Below are 17,557 nucleotides of genomic sequence, written 5' to 3'. Positions count from 1 at the left end.
CGCACGCAGGACTTTCTTTTTGTCGGGCCAGCCTGAAAGCGGGCAGCGTTTTGGCCAATTCGATGCTATGAGGCCTGTCGCTATTGTGGTGGCAGGGCAGCGAAGGCGGTAACGAGACATGGCCAAGACCGATATTGCGCGGCGCGTCTACAACCACACCTGGAAGCTCGACCCGATCGTGCGCAGCCTGCTCGACACCGACTTCTACAAGCTTTTGATGCTGCAGATGATCTGGGGCATGTATCCCAAGGTCGACGCCACCTTCTCCCTGATCAACCGCACCACCTCGGTGCGGCTCGCCGACGAGATCGACGAGGGCGAATTGCGCGAACAGCTCGACCATGCCCGCACGCTGCGCTTCTCCAAGAAGGAGATGATCTGGCTGGGTGGCAATAATTTCTATGGCCGCAAGCAGATTTTCGATCCGGAATTCCTCGCCTGGCTGGAAGGTTTTCGGCTGCCCGACTATGAGCTTTCCAAGCACGACGGACAATACGAACTAACTTTCTCCGGCCCCTGGATGTACACGACGCTGTGGGAAATCCCGGCGCTCGCCATCATCAACGAACTCCGATCTCGCGCGGCCATGCGGGCCTATGGGCCCTTCGCGCTCGACGTGCTCTACGCCCGCGCCAAGGCCAAGATGTGGGCCAAGACCGAACGGCTGAAGGCGCTGCCCGGCATCCGCATTTCCGACTTCGGAACGCGCCGGCGCCATTCCTTCCTGTGGCAACGCTGGTGCGTGGAGGCGCTGAAGGAAGGCATCGGCGAAGCGTTCACCGGCACCTCAAACGTGCTGCTGGCCATGGACAACGACCTCGAAGCGCTCGGCACCAACGCGCATGAACTGCCGATGGTGTTCGCGGCACTCGCCAATTCGGAAAAAGAGCTGAAGCAGTCGCCCTACAAGGTGCTGCAGGACTGGCAGCGCTACTATGGCGGCAACCTGCTTATCGTGCTGCCCGACGCCTTCGGCACCGCTTCCTTCCTGCGCGACGCGCCGGACTGGGTGGCCGACTGGACGGGCTTTCGCCCCGACAGCGCGCCGCCGATCGAGGGCGGTGAAAAGATCCTGTCCTGGTGGCGCGAGAAGGGCAAGGACCCCAGGCAGAAGCTGCTGATCTTCTCCGATGGGCTCGAGGTGGAAACCATCGAGGAGACCTACCGTCACTTCAAGGGCAAGGTACGCATGTCCTTCGGCTGGGGCACCAATTTGACCAATGATTTCGAAGGCTGCGCGCCGACAGAGACCAAGAGCCTCGACGCCATATCGCTGGTCTGCAAGGTCACCGAGGCCAATGGCCGGCTGGCGGTGAAGCTTTCCGACAATCCAGCCAAGGCGACCGGCGATCTCAAGGAGATCGAGCGGTATTTGAGGATTTTTGGACAGAAGGATCGCGTGGAGCAACTGGTCAAGGTTTGAGGTTGAGGCTCGCGGGGGATGGGAAACCCGGATAGGTCGAGTTCCGTCGCGCCCCCCTCTGTCCTGCCGGACCCGGCCCTCCGCTGTCGCTCCGGGCGTTCGTTGTTCGGAAAGCCAAGCAGTTGGCTTCCCGTCCGCTGCGCGGACCACTCCTTACCCCCCTCTTGGGAGGAGATTGGACTTTATCTCCGCTTTCGCCAATCGCCGACGTTGCACGAAAAGCGCCGACGGCACGGCCAGCCAATTTCCCCCCTCGTGGGGGAGATGTCCGGCAGGACAGAGGGGGGCGCCGTAGAGTGCTTCCGTCTGTCGCTAGCCCTCTTGCTTGCCGCCTTGTGGCTCGTCTCCCCCACTCCCGCCTTCGCCCACGCCTCCGACCGCGGCCACGTCCTGCTTCTCCCCACCGGCTACTACCTCATCGGCGGCGCCTTCGCCGTGGCTGTCAGCTTCCTCGTGCTAGCCCTGCTGCCGGCAAATTGGCTCGGCCTCCTTTGGCGCCGGCGCCTGCCGCTATTCGCCTTCAGCGACAGCGCCCGCGCCATCATCAGCCTGATCTCCTTTGCCGGCTTTGCAATTCTCGTCGCCGCCGGCTTGCTCGGCAGCCGCGATCCCCTCTCCAACCCGCTGCCATTGGTGATCTGGACGCTGCTATGGGCCGGCCTGACCCTGCTGCAAGGCCTGCTCGGCGATCTGTGGTCGTGGCTCAACCCCTGGTGCGGCCCGTGGCGGCTGCTGTCGCGCGGCAGAAGCAATGAAGCGGCCTGGCAACTTCCGCAGTGGCTTGGCTGCTGGCCGGCCGTCGTCCTGTTCTTCGCCTTTGCCTGGTTCGAACTCGTCGACCCGGCGCCCGACGATCCGGCGCGGCTAGCCTTTGCCGCCGGCCTCTATTGGCTGCTCACCTTTATCGCCATGCGGGTGTTCGGCTACGACAAGTGGAGCCGCAGCGGTGAATTCCTCGGCATCTTCTTCTCGATGGTTGCCCGCTTCGCGCCGGTCGAGCGCGGCGACAAAGGCCGTCTTGCGCTGTGCTGGCCGGGCGCCAAGCTGCTCACGGCCGAGCCATTGCCCGCCAGCGGCATCGCCTTCCTGCTGCTTGCTTTGTCCTCGGTCTCCTTCGACGGCCTGTCGAAGACCTTTTTCTGGCTCGGCTTGTTCGGCATCAATCCGCTCGAATTTCCCGGCCGTACGGCGGTGATTGGCAGCGGCAGCCTTGGCCTTGTCCTGGCATTCGTGCTGCTCGCGGGGGTGTTCCTGGTTGCGGTAATCCTCGGTCAGCGCCTTGCCGGCAGCGATAAACCGCTCGCCCAGGCGGCGGGCTTGCTGGTGTGGTCGATCGTGCCGATCGCGCTCGCCTACCATGTCGCGCACTATCTGACGGTGCTGCTGGTCGACGGCCAGTATGCATTGGCCTCCCTGTCCGATCCTTTCGCGCTGGGCTGGAATCTGTTCGGCACCGCCGACATGCAGGTCGAAGCCGGCGTCGTTGCCGGCGCGGGTTCCGCGTGGTGGCTGTGGAATGTCCAGGCCGGCGCCATCATCCTTGGCCACGTGCTCGCGGTACTCGTCGCCCACGGCCTTGCCTGGCGCCTGCATCCGCAGCCTGCCCGCGCCGCGCTCAGCCAGTTTCCGCTCACCGTCTTGATGATCGCCTACACCATTTTCGGTCTCTGGCTGCTTGCCACGCCGACGGTCGGGTGAGACAAGCCATTTCCCATGGGTCATGCCTTGACGGAAAGCTCGCTTGCCAGGCCAAGCCTTTGGTGATTTAGTTTGTACACATGCAATTTTGCATCCTCTTGCCGAGGATGTTCGAGCCGCCCTATCGTTGGTCAAAACGCAAAAACAGGGGAACGAACGTGACTGACAAGAACGGATTTTTCGACCTCTCCAAAACCACACTCACCCGCCGCACCGCGCTGAAGGGGCTCGCCGCCGGTGCCGGCCTCGCCATGGCGCCCGGTTTCGTCCGTTATTCCCAGGCGCAAAGCTCCGCGCCGATCAAGATCGGCTTCCAGTCGCACCGCACCGGTATCGGCGCCGCCTATGGCCGCTGGTACGAGAAGACCACCGCCGCCGCCATCAAGGCGATCAATGCCGCTGGCGGCATCAACGGCCGCCAGGTCGAGGTGATCATCGAGGATGACGGCACGGATCCCGGTCGCGGCGCCGAGGTGGTCGGCAAGTTCGCCACGCAGCACAAGACCGACATCGTCTTCGGCACGCTGTTCTCGCACGTCGTCATCGGCTCGGCTCCGGCCGCCGGCGAAGCCAAGATGCCCTATTTCGTCGTCAGCGAAGGGCATCACGTCGCCTCGACCAAGCTCAACCGCTACGTCTTCCAGCCCGGCATCACCGACGTGAAGAGCCAGATCCAGTCGATGGCGCCGTGGATCGCGGCCAATGCCGGCAAGAAGGTGACGCAGATATTCCCCGATTTCGCCTTCGGCTACGACCATCGCGATTACCTGCCGCCGGCGCTGAAGGCGCAAGGCGCCGAGGTGATCGCGCAGATCGCCATTCCGCCGACGGAGAGTTCCTTCACCAAATACTTCCCGCAGATACCGGCCGAAACCGAGGTGATTTACCACGTCATGGTCGGTCCGGCGGTGCTCACCTTCGTCAAGGAGCTCGGCGAGTTCTACGGTTCGAACCGGCCGCAGCTGTTCGGCTTCATCGATTCGCTCGAAGCCGTCGACATCAACAGCCCCGGCCTCGAATTCCTCGACGGCAGCCATTTCTGGGAAGGCTCGCCGCGCTACGCCCAGCCCGATGACAGCGAAGCGCAGAAAGCCTATCGCGCCGCCGTCGGCATCGACGACAATGGCGCCGCCGTCGGCGACCCCAAGGACGTCTCCACCGCCGCGCACATGTTCGGTTGCTGGGAAACGCTCTACGTCGTCAAGAAGGCGATGGAAGACGCCGGCTACAAGGGACCGGAAGACCGCGCCAAGCTGGTCGAGGCGACCGAAGCGCTGAAGGAATTCGCCGAAGGGCCGGAGCATCCGCAAGGACCAAAAACCTTCAACGGCAAGATCCACCAGTGCTTTGGCATCCAGAACATCTCCAAGGTCGAAGGCGGCAAGCTGAAGGTCGTCCACAAGACCAAGATCGAGGACGGGCTTTACGAAGCCGAAGGGGATTACACGACCCAGGCGCTGTGAGCTTGGTTCTTTAAGCCCAGTGCCCTTCGGCCTACCCCCCTCTGTCCTGCCGGGTCCGGCAGGACAGAGGGGGCGCTTCGCGCCACCCTATCGAGCGTGTAATCAATGCACTTCGGCCCTCACCTCCTCCTCGCCGCCCTCGAAGGCCTCGTCACCTCGGCCGTGCTGGCGCTGACCGCGCTTGGCTTGTCGCTGGTGTTCGGCGTCATGCGTGTCGTCAACGTCGCCCATGGCGAGTTCTTCATGCTGGGCGCCGTGCTTGCCTGGGCGATCACCACGGCAATCGGCGGCCACCCGGCCCTCGGCTTCCTGGCGGCGCTGGTGATTGCGCCGCTGATCGTCGGTGGCATCGCGCTGGTCGCCGAGCGGCTGGTGCTGCGCCGGCTCAATTACAATCCGGAAGCCACCATCGTCGCCACCATCGGCATGCTCTACATCATCCAGCAGCTGGCGCTGACTTTCTATGGTCCCGAGGCGCGACCCGTCGAGCCGCCTTTCAGCTACCGCATCCTTTTGCCGTGGTTCGGCTATTCCGGCTACAAGCTGTCTATTATCGCCGCATCCGCTCTCTTGTTGATCGCGACATGGCTGGTGCTGACGCGCACGAAAATTGGTCTCATCATGCGTGCCACGCAATATGACAGCGAGACGGCGCAGGCCTTCGGCATCCCTGTCGGCCGTGTCTATGGCGGCGTCTTCGCGCTCGGCGCCATGCTGGCGGCGATCGCCGCGGTGCTGATCGTGCCGATCAGCCAGGCGCACTACCTGATGGGGCAGGACCCGCTGCTGCTGTCCTTCATCGTGGTCATCATCGGTGGTCTCGGCTCGCTGCGCGGCACGGTCGTCGCCGCCGTGCTGATCGGCCTGTCCGACGGCATCATCTCGATGTTCTTCTCGCCGACGCTGGCCAAGATCATCGCCACGCTGCTGGTCGCCATGGTGCTGGTGTTCCGGCCGCAAGGCCTGTTCGGGACGGCATCGCGATGAGCGAAGCTTCGCCGGCAAAGGCCTACGCGCTGCACCTCGGCGCGATTGCCCTGCTCTTCGTGCTGAGTTTCCTGCTGCCGGAGTACTATCACGGCCTGCTCGCCCGCATCATGGTGTTGGCGGTCTTCGCCATGGGCTACAACATGCTGTTCGGCTATGTCGGCCTGCTCAGCCTCGGCCATGCCATGTTCTTTGGCGCCGGGCTTTATGGTGCCGGCCTTGCCATCATCCAGCTCGGGTGGAGCGTGCCGGCGGCATTCGCCGCGGGTCTTGGCTGTGGGGCGGTTCTTTCGCTGATCATCGGTCTCCTGGCGCTGCGCACCACGGGCGTCGCCTTCATGATCGTCACCATGATGTTCGCCCAGGTGTTTTATCTCGCCATCCTTTATTTCGCGGCCTGGACCGGGGGCGACCAGGGCATGGTCGTGCCGCAGCCGGCGCGTGTCCTCACTTTCGGCGGAACCTCGCTCGACCTCACCAATCCGACCGTGCGCTACATGAGCGCGCTGGCGCTGTTCTCGCTCGTGCTTCTGATGATGCTCGCCATCGTCCGCTCCCGCTTTGGCCGCGTGCTGGTCGCCATCCGTGAAAACGAAGAGCGCACGAAGATGCTGGGCTACGACACCTTCTCCAACAAGCTCGCAGCCGTCGTCGTCTCCGGCACGATCTGCGCGGCGTCCGGCGCCGCCTACGCGCTGCTGTTCGGCTATGTCGGCTCGAGCTTCGCCTCGGTGCAGTATTCGATCCTGCCGCTGCTGTGGGTCCTGCTCGGAGGTGCTGCCACAACGCTTGGACCGCTGATCGGCACGCTGTTCATGTACTATGTCATCGATGTCACCAGCGGCTACACATCGGCTTATCTGCTGATCGTCGGCATTGCGTTGATCCTGCTGGTGCTGTTCTTCCCGAAGGGCATTCTCGGCAGCATCCGCCAGCGCTGGCTCGGGTGGTTGCCATGACGCCGCTTTTGACCACCAAGGGTCTGTCGCGCAATTTTGGCGGCCTGCGCGCCGTCGACAGCGTCGACTTCACCCTGATGCCCGGAGAAATCCGCGCCGTCATCGGCCCCAACGGCGCGGGCAAGACCACCTTCGTCAGCCTTGTCAGCGGCCGCATCCAGCCCTCTTCGGGGGCGATCCTCTTCGGCGGCGCCGACATCACCGGCCTGCCGGCCTATGTCAGGGTCCGCCAGGGCATCGCCTACACATTCCAGATCACCAGCGTCTTCGCCAACCTCAGCGCCTATGACAATGTCGCGCTGCCGGTGCAGCGCACGCTGAGCGACGGCCGCTCGAAGGGTGCGGTACGCGCCGGCGTCATGTCGGCGCTCGAACGCACCGGGCTGGCCGGCCGCGCCCATATGCCGGCCGGGCAATTGTCCTACGGACATCAGCGATTGCTGGAAGTGGCGATGGGCCTGGCGCTGAAGCCGCGCCTGCTGATCCTCGACGAGCCGACGCAAGGCCTGTCCGACAGCGAGATCGATAATTTCATCGAGCTGGTTCGCGACATCGCCAAGAACGCCACCGTGCTGCTGATCGAGCACAACATGCCGGTCGTCATGCAGCTTGCCGACCGCATCACCGTCTTCAACGCCGGCAGGATCCTGGCCGAGGGCACGCCGGAAGCGATCCGCGACAACGCCGCGGTGCAGGAAGCCTATCTGGGGACCGCCCCATGAGGGAGACGAGCAAGACCGATGCACTGGTGATCTCGGGGCTGGACTGCTTCTATGGCGAGGTCCAGGTGCTCTACGGGCTCGATCTCGTGCTGAACAAGGGCGAGGTGCTGTGCCTGTTCGGCCGCAACGGCGCCGGCAAGACGACGACGCTGAAGGCGATCATGGGCCTGGTTCCAGCGCGTGCCGGCTCGATCAGGCTCGCCGGGCAAGAATTGACCGGCCTGCCGGCGCATGAAGTGCCCAAGGCCGGCGTCGCCTACGTGCCGCAGGGAAGGCGGCTGTTCGCCGAAATGACGGTGGCGGAGAACATCGAGATCGGCCTGATGGCGCGCGGCAAGGGCAAAGCGACGCGCGAGAACGTCCTCGATCTCTTCCCGCTGCTGCGCCAGCGGCTGCGGCAGCGCTCGGGCACCTTGTCCGGCGGCGAGCAGCAGATGCTGGCCATGGCGCGTGCGCTCTGCCTCGGGCCGCAGGTGCTTTTGCTCGACGAGCCGACCGAAGGGTTGATGCCGTCGATGATCGCCAAGATCCGCGAGACGGTGTCGAAGCTGCGCGAGATGGATGTCTCCACCATCCTGGTCGAGCAGCGGGTCGATGCCGTGCTGTCGGTCGCCGATCGGGTTTGCTTCATCGAAAACGGCCGCAACCGCGAGACGGTCGATGTCGAGACCCTGCGCGCCGACCCGTCGGCGGTCAGGCGTTATGTCGGTGTCGGCTGACGGGAGCAATTCCAGGAAAGGTGCGCAGCAGTTTCCGGGAAAAGCGTGTAGCGCTTTCCCTTGGGAATTGCGTCGAATGGATCTAGCCAAAGAACAGAAAACCCGCGATCAAAAAGGTCGGGATCAGCACCAGCCCGGACCACAGCATATACCCGAAGAAGCCCGGCATCTTGACGCCGCGATGCCTGGCAATGGCATAGACCATGAAATTGGGTGCGTTGCCGATATAGGTGTTGGCCCCCATGAACACGGCACCCGCCGAGATCGCGGCAAGCGTCGAGGCGAACTCGGTCATCAGATGCTGAGGGTCGCCGCCCGCCAACTCGAAGAATACCAGATAGGTCGGCGCATTGTCGAGGAAGGACGACAGCGCCCCGGTCAGCCAGAAATAGGCGAGATCGTTTGGCGTGCCTTGCGCCGAGGTGACGAGCGCGACAAGCGGCGCCAGCGCGCCGTCATGGCCGGCCCTCAAAATGGCGATGACCGGAACGATGCAGGTGAAGATGCCGGCGAACAATTTGGCCACTTCCGCGATCGGACCCCAGTTGAAGCCGTTCGCTTCGCGGTGGCTCTTATACGAGAGGGGAAGCGATAGCAGGGCCAGCACGAGGATGATCGCGTCGCGTATCAGGTTCTGCAGCTCGAGGCTGACGCCGAACACGGAAAAGCTCACGCCCGGTTTCCAGGCCGCCGACAGCAGGATGGCGCCGATCACACCGGCCAGCAGCGGAAGGTTGGCCAGGCCGCGCAGGCGCACCTTCGTATCCGGGGTTGGATCCTTGATCTTCGGCGCGCCGGCCTCGCGCCGGTGCAGGATGAGGTCGATCGCCAGGAACGCCGCCAGCACGACGACGCCGACGAACAGCGTCTCCCGGTAGAGATTGTTGGTCGTCCAGAAGAAATCGACGCCGCGCAGGAAGCCGACGAACAGCGGCGGGTCGCCGAGCGGCGTCAGCGAGCCGCCGATGTTGGACACCAGGAAAATGAAGAAGATGACGACATGGGCATTGAAACGCCTGTTGTCGTTGGCGCGCAGGATCGGCCGGATCAGGATCATCGAGGCGCCCGTCGTGCCGATCACCGAGGCAAGCAGCGCCCCGACGATCAGCAGTCCGGCATTGACCAGCGGTGTGCCGTGAATATTGCCGGCAAGCAGGATGCCGCCCGAAATCGTGTAGAGCGCAAACAGCAGGACGATGAACGACATGTATTCGGTGAGCAGCGCGTGCAGCACCGCCTCGGTTGCCGCCGGGGCACCGAAGGCGACCGCGAGCGGCACGATCACCAGCGCCGCCCACAAGGCGGTGATCTTGCCGTAGTGGTGTTCCCAGACATGGTGGAACAGCAGGGGCCCGGTGGCGATCGACAGGAGCAGCCCGGCAAAAGGCAGCGCCCACCAGAGCGACATCGTGGCGCCAGGTAGGCCGTGTTCTTCAGCCGCGAATGCCGATACCGGAAACAGCATCGCGACGGCGATCGCACCGGCCGTCCCGATCGCCATCGGCAAAGATCCCCTTCTGCCCCCCACGGTGCGGTCAGCCGGACGTGTGATCTTCGAGCGTCACGCCGGCATCGCGCATTTTCGCCAGCATTGTCTCGAGCGACCCGTTAAGATCGATGCCACGGCAGGCATCGAGCCTGACCATGGTTCTAAAACCCTGTTTGACCGCATCCAGCGCCGAGAAGGCGACACAGAAATCGGTCGCCAGGCCGACCAGGGTCAGCGTGTCGATGCCGCGCTCCTGGAGATAGCCGGCGAGCCCGGTCGGCGTCGTGTGATCGTTCTCGAAAAAGGCCGAGTAGCTGTCGATGGCAGGGCGATAACCTTTGCGGATGACGAGCTCGGCCTTTGTCCACGCAAGGCCGGAATGGAAATCCGAGCCGAGACTGCCCTGAATGCAATGGTCCGGCCACAGCGTCTGCGGACCATAGGGCATGTCGATGGTCGAAAAAGGCTGCGAACCCGGGTGGCTGGAGGCAAAGCTGGAATGGCCGGCGGGGTGCCAGTCCTGCGTCAGCACGACATGGTCGGTTCGCCGGATCATGTCATTGATCAGCGGCACGATCTCGTCGCCGCCGGCCACCGCCAGCGCGCCGCCCGGGCAAAAATCGTTCTGCAGGTCGATGACAACGAGCGCTTCGTCGGCCATGGGTTTCCTTCCTGTCAGGCTAGGGCTCGGGCTCCGAACGAGGGACCGGGCGAAAGAAAAAGCCGCTGGCGCGACCGGAGGGAGAAACTTGACCAGATGGCGGGCCGCGTCAACCTCCCGCGGCATAACAAATGCGTGGCGACGCCAGCCGGGTGGGCGCCGGCGTAAACTCTGGCTTTGACAATTTCCGCCGTCTTGATATCATTTGCATACGAATGAATTTGCCGGATTGAAACCGGCAAGATATCCCCGAGGGTAAGCGCCTTGGGAGGGCCGGTTTCGGGGAAGGCCCATCTTGTTGGGAAGGCCAATCTTGTTGGGAAGGCCCACCTTATTGAGAAGGAAAGCGTGATCCGTTACGCGAAACCCACCACGGTCGACGAGGCGCTCGCGCTGCTTGGCGAGGGCGCCTGGCGTATCCTTGCGGGCGGCACGGATTTCTATCCGGTGCAAGGCAGCAAGCCGTTTCGCGACAATGTGCTCGATATCAACGGCCTGACGGCGCTGCGCGGCATCGCCGAGACCGGCAGTCACTGGATCATCGGCGCGCGCGCGACCTGGACCGACATCATCCGGCATCCCTTGCCCCCGGCCTTTGACGCGCTGAAACAGGCGGCTCGCGAGGTCGGCTCGGCGCAAATCCAGAACGTTGCCTCGGTCGCCGGCAATCTCTGCAACGCTTCGCCGGCCGCCGACGGCGTGCCGGGGCTGCTCGTGCTCGACGCCGAGGTCGAGCTGGGCTCGGCGACGGCGACGCGCCATCTGCCCTTGTCGGAGTTCATCCTGGGCAACCGCCGTACGGCCTTGCGGCCTGGCGAGATGGTGACGGCCATCCGCGTGCCGAAACCCACCGGCACATCGGCCTTCGTCAAGCTTGGCGCCCGGCGTTATCTCGTCATCTCCATCGCCATGGTGGCGGTGCGTCTGGTTGTCGAGAACGCCACTGTCGCGGATGCGGCCGTCGCCGTCGGCTCCTGTTCCGCCGTTGCCAGGCGGCTTGCCGGTATCGAGGCGGCGTTGCGCGGGCTTCCACTGGACGCCGGGCTTGTTGCCGCGGTCCGGTCGGCGCCGATGGCTGAGCTGTCGCCGATCGCCGATGTGCGCGGCAGCGCCGAATACAGGCTGGACGCGGTGCGCGAGATCATTGCTCGCGCCGTGCTCGAGGCCGCGGGAAAGCCGACAGGCGACGAGGTGGCCGCATGAGCATGGATCGCGCCGATATCGCCTTTGCGGTCAATGGCGCCGCCGTCTCGGTCAACGTGCCGCCGCTGCGCCGGCTGTCCTCGGTGCTGCGCGACGAATTGCGGCTGACGGGAACAAAGGTCGGCTGCGACGCCGGCGACTGCGGCGCCTGCACGGTGCTGGTCGACGGCGATCCTGTCTGCGCCTGCCTGATGCCGGCGGCCTCCGCTGCCGGCACCGCGGTGACGACGGTCGAGGGCCTCGCCAATGGCCGGCTGTCGGTTCTGCAAGCCTCGTTCCTGGCGCATGGCGCCGCACAATGCGGCGTCTGCACGCCGGCACTGCTGGTCGCGGCAACCGCGCTGCTGGACACGAAATCCAGGCCGACCGAGACCGAGGTGCAGGATGCGCTGGGCGGGATCCTCTGCCGCTGCACCGGCTACCGGAAGATCATCGCGGCGGTGATGGAGGCTTCCCTCCAGGCCGCGAGCCTGGATTTCCGTCTGCCTCTGTCCGGCCACGCCATCGGCGCGTCACCGGTCAGGCTCGACGGTGTACCAAAAGTGACCGGGGCCGAGAAATTCGGTGGCGATTCTTTCCCGGCCGATGCGCTTGCCGTGCTGGTGATCCGCTCGCCGCATTATCATGCCGGCTTCGCCTTCGGCGACATCGATGGCTGGGCAAGCCGCCATCCCGGTATTGCGGGCGTCTTCACGGCCGCCGATATCCCGGGCAAGAACTGCTTTGGCGTTATCGGCCCGTTCGCCGACCAGCCGGCGCTGGCCGAGGGCGTTGCTCGGCTTCGCGGCGAGGCGGTCGCCCTGGTCGCCGGCGAGCGCGAGGCGATGCTCGATCTCGATCTGTCGGATTTCCCTGTCCGCTGGACCGAGCTGCCACATGTTCTCCAGCCCTGCGACGCGCAGGCCGCAGGTGCGGCGCTGATCCACGAAAGCCGCCCGGCCAATTTGTTGACCAAGGGCTTCGTCGAACGCGGCGATCCCGAGTCAGCACTTGCCAGTGCGGCCTTCACCGCGAGCGGCACGATCGACACCTCCTATGTCGAGCACGCCTATATCGAACCGGAAGCCGGCTATGCATATCTCGACGGCGACACGCTGGTCGTCGTCGCCTGCACACAGGCGCCCTATATGGACCGCGACGAGACGGCGAAGGTGCTTGGCCTTGCCGTCGACAAAGTGCGCATCGTGCCGACCGCGACCGGCGGCGGCTTTGGCTCCAAGCTCGACGTTTCCCTGCAACCTCTCATCGGCCTCGTGGCGCTGAAGACCGGGCGGGCGGCGGCGCTCGCCTACACCCGCAACGAATCCATGATGTCGACCACCAAGCGCCATCCGGCGCGGATCAAGGCCACCATCGGCGCCGACGCCGACGGCTACGTCACCGGCATGGTCTTCGAAGGCGATTTCAACACCGGTGCCTATGCCAGCTGGGGGCCAACGGTCGCCAACCGCGTGCCGGTGCACGCCTCCGGCCCCTATGCGACGCCGAACTACCGCGCCGAGGGCCGCGCAATCCACACCCATGGCCCGATTGCCGGGGCCTTCCGTGGCTTCGGCGTGCCGCAGGCGACGATCATGCAAGAGACGCTGTATGACGAACTCGCCGGCAAGCTCGGCATGGACCGGCTCGACTTTCGCCTGAAGAACTGTCTTCAGAACGGCTCCGAAACGGTTACCGGGCAGCTTCTGGAGTCTGGTGTCGGCATTGCCGAATGCCTTCAAGCCCTGCGGCCGCATTGGGCGCGGACGACGGCCGATGCGGATGCTTTCAACGGTGCCAGTATCGATAGAAAGCGTGGCGTCGGCATCGCTTCGTGCTGGTATGGCTGCGGCAACACATCGCTGCCCAATCCGTCGACCATCCGGGTCGGCATCGCGGCCGATGGCGCGGTCATCCTGCACCAGGGCGCGGTCGATATCGGCCAGGGCTCCAACACCGTCATCACGCAGATTTGCGCCGACGCGCTCGGCCTGCCTCTGGAAAAATTCCAGTTGAAGAGCGCCGATACGGCGATCAGCCCCGACGCCGGCAAGACTTCGGCCTCGCGACAGACTTTCGTGACCGGCAAGGCGGCCGAGAAGGCAGGCCGCGCCCTGCGCGAAACCATCCTGCGCTTTGCCAATGTCTCGGACAAGGCTTCCCTTCAACTGGATGGCCCGGCGATCGTCATCCGAGAAGGCGAGGCGACGCGCCGTATCGATCTTGCCTCGCTCGAAATGGATGCCGACGGCTTCGTCTTCCGCGCCGAGGAGACCTATGACCCGCCAACGCTGCCGCTCGATGCCAAGGGGCAGGGCAAGCCCTATGCGGTCTATGGCTATGGCTCGCAGATCGCCGAACTCGAGGTCGACCTCAAGCTCGGCACGGTCAGGTTGATCAGGATCATCGCCGCGCATGACGTCGGCAAGGCGATCAATCCGCTGCTGGTCGAGGGCCAGATCGAAGGCGGCATCGCGCAAGGCATAGGCATGGCATTAATGGAGGAATACATACCCGGCCGCACCGAGAACCTGCACGATTATCTCATCCCGACCATTGGCGACGTGCCGCCGATAGAGAGCATCCTTATCGAGGTCCCCGATCCTGAAGGGCCATTCGGCGCCAAGGGCCTGGGCGAGCACGTGCTGATCCCGACGGCGCCGGCGATCCTCAACGCCATCCGTCACGCCACCGGCGTGCTGGTCACCAAGGTGCCGGCAACGCCAAGCCGCATCCTTGCGGCCATCCGCGAGAAGGGGGCACGCGCATGAGTGAGCTTGCCGAGCGCTTCGAAACCCATGATCCCGGCGAGAAGCTGGTGGCGGAGAAGATCCGCTGCGATGCCTGTCCCGTCATGTGCTACATCGCTGACGGCCGCACCGGCGCCTGCGATCGCTATGGCAATGTCGCGGGCCGGATCGTGCGCATGGACCCGCTGACCATCCTGGACCATGCGGCCGAGACCGGCGCTGCCATGGTGCCCTTTGTCGCCGAGGGCGAGCAGTGGGACGGCGAACTGGTCAACACCGGCCGCCGCTTTGTCACGGCAATCGGCGCCGGCACCACCTATCCCGACTACAAGCCCGCTCCCTTCATCGTCAGCCAGGAAGTCGAGGGCGTCGATCTCGTTACCGTGGTCACCGAGGGCATCTTCTCCTATTGCGGCGTCAAGGTGAAGATCGACACCGACCGCCATATCGGACCCGAAACGGCTACTGTGCGGGCCGAGGGTGAGGCGATCGGCCATGTCACAACGGGAGAATACGGCTCGCAGATGCTGTCGCTGGGCGGCGTGCATCATCTGACCGGCGGCTCCAAGGCGGAAGGCCGCGCTACCTGCGACGCGCTGCTCAATCTGTGCAACCGCAAACCGGTGGAACTCAGCATAGACGGCGGCGCCACGGTCGTTGTCGAAGCCGGCAAACCGCCCGTCATCGACGGCAAGCAGGAACATCGCATGCGCGTCGGCTGCGGCTCGGCGACCATCGGCATGTTCGCCACGCAGTGGCGCGGGCTGGTCGACGAGGTGGTGGTGGTCGACGACCACATCACCGGCGTCGTCTCCGAACACCAGGCCGGAAAGGTGCTGGGCTGGCAGGATACCGGCATCAAGATCATCGGCCGCCGCTCGACACCGGGCCGCTATTTCAAGGTCTCCGAGCCAGGATTGGGCTGGGGCGGCACCAGCATTTCCGATCCGCTGTCGATCCTTGGCGAATGGAACGCCAAGAAGGGCGCGCGCCCGGGCCTGTCGCTGCTGATGGTTTCGACCACCGGCGAACAATTCGCCTATTACGAGCTCGACGACGAGCTGAAGCCGGTCGAAAAATCGTTTCCGGAGCGGCTGCGGAAATCGGTCGGCCTGATCGAGGACAATTGCGAGCCGGCCTTGTGCACCGTGCTGTTCATTGGCGGCGCCGGCGGCTCGCTGCGTGCCGGCGTCACCGAAAACCCGGTCAATCTCACCCGCTCCGTGCAAGGCCTGACCACCTACGTCACCGTGGGCGGCGCGCCGGTCTATGTCTGGCCGGGCGGCGGCATCACATTGATGGTCGATGTCACCAGGGTTCCCGAAGGCGCCTTCGGCTATGTGCCGACGCCGGCGCTGGTGGCGCCGATCGAGTTCACCCTGCGTCGCGACGATTACGTCAGGCTCGGCGGCTACGAGGCGGAGATACGCAGCGTCGCGGACATCGTCGCCAAGGGCGGCGAGTATCTCAATCCCCGGCGCGGCACGGGTGCTGCACACCAAAATCCATGGCCGCCACTGGCGCAGTTGCGCCGTGCGGGTGGAGCCGGCTGATGGAAGGCCCGCAAGCGCACTGGCTGCAGGACGGCAAGCGGCTGCATCTCAACCATGGGCCGATCGACCTGATCGTCGAGGCCTTCGGTGAGACTGATGAGTGTCGCGCCGCCTATGCCCAGGCCGTCGCGCGTTTCCAGACGATCCTGATCGAGTTGGTCGAGGAGCTTCCCGAACTGCGCCTTCCTGCATTCTTCTTGGCGCCGCGCGCCTTCGCCGGCCCGACGGCGCGCCGCATGGAAGCAGCCGTCATGCCCCTGGCGGAATGCTTCATCACACCGATGGCCGCCGTTGCCGGATCGGTAGCCGACGAAATGATCGCCGCGCTGCTTGCAGGCCGCAAGCTCGATCGCGCCTATGTCAACAATGGCGGCGACAGTGCCATCCACATCGACAAGGGCCGGTCGATGGGATTGGCGGTCGCCGGCACCGGCAACGGCATGGCCGACCGGATCACGATCCGCGCGGAAGATGGCGTGCGTGGTGTCGCGACAAGCGGCTGGCGTGGCCGCTCCTTCTCGCTTGGCATTGCCGATGCCGTCACCGTGCTCGCGCGAACCAGCGCCGAGGCCGACGCGGCGGCGACGCTCGTCGCCAACGCGGTGGACCTGCCCGGCAATCCCGCCATCAGGCGCATTCCCGCGCGCGACCTGTCGCCCGACAGCGATCTTGGCGCGCGGCTGGTGACACAAGGCGTCGGCACGCTTGCACCTGATGAGGTGGCGCGGGCGCTGGACAATGGCCTTGCCGTCGCCGAAGATTTTCGCCGGCGCGGCCTGATTGCCGCATCGGCGCTGTTTCTTGGCGGGGAAGCCCGTATCAGCGGCTCCGTTGCACTGGCCGCGTCCAACAAGCATGAACCGGAGGAAGTTGCCCATGCCTGAATTTCCGATCCGCAAGATCGCGGTGCTGAGCGAAGAGATCTTTCACGAAGGCGGCCCGGTCGCGGAAGTGCCGCGCCGGCGTGCCGCCGCCATGGCCGTGGTCAGGAATCCGTTCGCGGGGCGCTATGTCGAGGATCTGCAAAGCGCCATGGACGATCTGAAGCCGCTCGGCCTGCTGCTCGCCGACCGGCTGGTCGCAGCACTCGGCGGCGACGTGAAGCAGATCGATGGTTACGGCAAGGGCGCCATCGTCGGCAGCGCGGGCGAACTGGAACATGGTGCGCTGTGGCACGTGCCGGGCGGCTACGCGATGCGCGAGCGGCTGGGTGATGCCAAGGCGATCGTGCCCTCGGCCAAGAAGGTCGGCGCCTTCGGCTCAAAGCTCGACGTGCCGCTCGGCCATATCAACGCCGCCTATGTGCGGAGCCATTTCGACGCCATGGAAGTCGGCATCAGCGATGGCCCGCGTCCTGACGAGATCCTGTTCTGCCTCGCCATGACCTGCGGCCCTCGCGTCCATAACCGCATGGGTGGCCTCGCGGCGGACGACATAAAAGCCTGGGACGGGTTGCGGTGAGCGGCGGGGACAACCTGCTCAAGCTGGTCGAGGCCGAAGAGGCCGACGACCACGACTACCTGCTGCAGGAACAGGTCGGCTTCATCCTGCGCAAGGCGCACCAGCGCCATGTCTCGATCTTCGCCGCCCGTATCGCCGATCTGACGCCGCCGCAATTCGCGGCCCTGGCCAAGCTGCGCGATGTCGGCGAGACCTCGCAGAACCAGCTCGGCACGCTGATCGCCATGGACGCGGCGACGGTGAAGGGCGTCATCGACCGGCTGAAGGCGCGTGGCCTTGTCGAGCTTTCCAGGCATGAAGTCGACAAAAGGCGGCTGCTGGTCAACCTGACGGCCGAGGGCCGCGACGCGATCGAGCGCCTGATCCCGCTTGCAAGGGAGATCACGCAGGAAACGCTGGCGCCGCTCACGGCCAAGGAGGCCGCCACTTTCATGAAGCTGCTGGCGAAGCTGGCGTAGCTTGATTCTGCCGGGCGCCATCAGCGCCCGGC

General features: G+C 64.9%; 15 protein-coding genes. 13 read left to right on the top strand and 2 right to left on the bottom strand.

Annotation, left to right across the window (positions count from 1 at the left end; genetic code table 11):
* The first annotated feature begins 118 nt into the window (after positions 1 to 118).
* The 7 genes from pncB to O7A70_RS21350 all read left to right on the top strand — a co-directional run bounded on the left by pncB (position 119) and on the right by O7A70_RS21350 (position 7,971).
* The gene (gene pncB / locus O7A70_RS21380) at positions 119 to 1,423 is read left to right on the top strand and encodes a nicotinate phosphoribosyltransferase (RefSeq protein ID WP_027145391.1); all 1,305 of its coding nucleotides are present in this window, start codon (positions 119 to 121) and stop codon (positions 1,421 to 1,423) included.
* A 264-nt stretch (positions 1,424 to 1,687) separates the two neighbouring features.
* Positions 1,688 to 3,121, top strand: coding sequence for a hypothetical protein (locus O7A70_RS21375; RefSeq protein ID WP_337142190.1), 1,434 nt, complete (start codon positions 1,688 to 1,690; stop codon positions 3,119 to 3,121).
* Positions 3,122 to 3,279: 158 nt separating this feature from the next.
* On the top strand, positions 3,280 to 4,584 hold the full coding sequence (locus O7A70_RS21370) for an ABC transporter substrate-binding protein (RefSeq protein ID WP_337142188.1): 1,305 nt from the start codon (positions 3,280 to 3,282) through the stop codon (positions 4,582 to 4,584).
* Between the two features lie 105 nt (positions 4,585 to 4,689).
* Entirely contained in the window at positions 4,690 to 5,571 is an 882-nt protein-coding gene (locus tag O7A70_RS21365; RefSeq protein WP_337142186.1) for a branched-chain amino acid ABC transporter permease, read from the top strand.
* Positions 5,568 to 6,530: a branched-chain amino acid ABC transporter permease gene (locus O7A70_RS21360; RefSeq protein ID WP_337142184.1), complete on the top strand. Its 963-nt coding sequence runs from the start codon at positions 5,568 to 5,570 to the stop codon at positions 6,528 to 6,530. The genes O7A70_RS21365 and O7A70_RS21360 overlap by 4 nt, the downstream gene beginning before the upstream one ends.
* Positions 6,527 to 7,252 carry an ABC transporter ATP-binding protein gene (locus O7A70_RS21355; protein WP_337142182.1) on the top strand — a complete coding sequence of 242 codons (726 nt, stop codon included), beginning with the start codon at positions 6,527 to 6,529 and terminating at the stop codon, positions 7,250 to 7,252. The genes O7A70_RS21360 and O7A70_RS21355 overlap by 4 nt, the downstream gene beginning before the upstream one ends.
* Positions 7,249 to 7,971 carry an ABC transporter ATP-binding protein gene (locus O7A70_RS21350; protein ID WP_337142179.1) on the top strand — a complete coding sequence of 241 codons (723 nt, stop codon included), beginning with the start codon at positions 7,249 to 7,251 and terminating at the stop codon, positions 7,969 to 7,971. The genes O7A70_RS21355 and O7A70_RS21350 overlap by 4 nt, the downstream gene beginning before the upstream one ends.
* Before the next feature lie 82 nt (positions 7,972 to 8,053).
* On the opposite strand, the gene O7A70_RS21345 is transcribed toward O7A70_RS21350, so the two are convergent.
* Positions 8,054 to 9,472, bottom strand: coding sequence for a sodium:proton antiporter (locus tag O7A70_RS21345; protein ID WP_337142176.1), 1,419 nt, complete (start codon positions 9,470 to 9,472; stop codon positions 8,054 to 8,056).
* Between the two features lie 34 nt (positions 9,473 to 9,506).
* Entirely contained in the window at positions 9,507 to 10,121 is a 615-nt protein-coding gene (gene pncA / locus O7A70_RS21340) for a bifunctional nicotinamidase/pyrazinamidase (protein WP_337142174.1), read from the bottom strand.
* Positions 10,122 to 10,469: 348 nt separating this feature from the next.
* Here pncA and O7A70_RS21335 point away from each other — a divergent pair, with 348 nt between their 5' ends.
* From O7A70_RS21335 to O7A70_RS21310, 6 genes are read left to right on the top strand one after another with little or no spacing between them, the layout of a single operon-like run.
* Entirely contained in the window at positions 10,470 to 11,324 is an 855-nt protein-coding gene (locus O7A70_RS21335) for an FAD binding domain-containing protein (protein WP_337142172.1), read from the top strand.
* The gene (locus O7A70_RS21330; RefSeq protein ID WP_337142169.1) at positions 11,321 to 14,074 is read left to right on the top strand and encodes a molybdopterin-dependent oxidoreductase; all 2,754 of its coding nucleotides are present in this window, start codon (positions 11,321 to 11,323) and stop codon (positions 14,072 to 14,074) included. The genes O7A70_RS21335 and O7A70_RS21330 overlap by 4 nt, the downstream gene beginning before the upstream one ends.
* Positions 14,071 to 15,606, top strand: a complete 1,536-nt coding sequence (locus O7A70_RS21325) for a 6-hydroxynicotinate reductase (protein ID WP_337142166.1) — start codon at positions 14,071 to 14,073, stop codon at positions 15,604 to 15,606. The genes O7A70_RS21330 and O7A70_RS21325 overlap by 4 nt, the downstream gene beginning before the upstream one ends.
* Complete coding sequence (locus O7A70_RS21320; protein WP_337142164.1) at positions 15,606 to 16,490, top strand: UPF0280 family protein; 885 nt, start codon at positions 15,606 to 15,608, stop codon at positions 16,488 to 16,490. The genes O7A70_RS21325 and O7A70_RS21320 overlap by 1 nt, the downstream gene beginning before the upstream one ends.
* Positions 16,483 to 17,067, top strand: a complete 585-nt coding sequence (locus O7A70_RS21315) for an amino acid synthesis family protein (RefSeq protein ID WP_337142163.1) — start codon at positions 16,483 to 16,485, stop codon at positions 17,065 to 17,067. Before O7A70_RS21320 ends, O7A70_RS21315 begins: the two co-directional genes overlap by 8 nt.
* Positions 17,064 to 17,525 (top strand): MarR family winged helix-turn-helix transcriptional regulator, encoded by a 462-nt coding sequence (locus tag O7A70_RS21310; protein ID WP_337142161.1) that lies wholly within the window; start codon positions 17,064 to 17,066, stop codon positions 17,523 to 17,525. Before O7A70_RS21315 ends, O7A70_RS21310 begins: the two co-directional genes overlap by 4 nt.
* Positions 17,526 to 17,557 lie beyond the last annotated feature (32 nt).

It is taken from the genome of Mesorhizobium sp. Cs1299R1N1, from assembly GCF_037179655.1.
GTDB classification, from domain to species: Bacteria; Pseudomonadota; Alphaproteobacteria; order Rhizobiales; family Rhizobiaceae; genus Mesorhizobium; species Mesorhizobium salmacidum.
Note: the sequence above shows the minus strand (reverse complement) of the source record. Positions and strands in the feature narration are given on the sequence as shown.

Bases quoted from the DNA above. Each gene is read 5' to 3' on its own strand.
- O7A70_RS21360 (WP_337142184.1), top strand. From the start codon at position 5,568: ATGAGCGAAGCTTCGCCGGCAAAGGCCTACGCGCTGCACCTCGGCGCG.
- O7A70_RS21325 (WP_337142166.1), top strand. From the start codon at position 14,071: ATGAGTGAGCTTGCCGAGCGCTTCGAAACCCATGATCCCGGCGAGAAG.
- O7A70_RS21315 (WP_337142163.1), top strand. From the start codon at position 16,483: ATGCCTGAATTTCCGATCCGCAAGATCGCGGTGCTGAGCGAAGAGATC.
- pncB (WP_027145391.1), top strand. From the start codon at position 119: ATGGCCAAGACCGATATTGCGCGGCGCGTCTACAACCACACCTGGAAG.
- O7A70_RS21320 (WP_337142164.1), top strand. From the start codon at position 15,606: ATGGAAGGCCCGCAAGCGCACTGGCTGCAGGACGGCAAGCGGCTGCAT.
- O7A70_RS21350 (WP_337142179.1), top strand. From the start codon at position 7,249: ATGAGGGAGACGAGCAAGACCGATGCACTGGTGATCTCGGGGCTGGAC.
- O7A70_RS21355 (WP_337142182.1), top strand. From the start codon at position 6,527: ATGACGCCGCTTTTGACCACCAAGGGTCTGTCGCGCAATTTTGGCGGC.
- O7A70_RS21365 (WP_337142186.1), top strand. From the start codon at position 4,690: ATGCACTTCGGCCCTCACCTCCTCCTCGCCGCCCTCGAAGGCCTCGTC.
- O7A70_RS21330 (WP_337142169.1), top strand. From the start codon at position 11,321: ATGAGCATGGATCGCGCCGATATCGCCTTTGCGGTCAATGGCGCCGCC.
- O7A70_RS21345 (WP_337142176.1), bottom strand. From the start codon at position 9,472: ATGGCGATCGGGACGGCCGGTGCGATCGCCGTCGCGATGCTGTTTCCG.
- pncA (WP_337142174.1), bottom strand. From the start codon at position 10,121: ATGGCCGACGAAGCGCTCGTTGTCATCGACCTGCAGAACGATTTTTGC.
- O7A70_RS21375 (WP_337142190.1), top strand. From the start codon at position 1,688: ATGTCCGGCAGGACAGAGGGGGGCGCCGTAGAGTGCTTCCGTCTGTCG.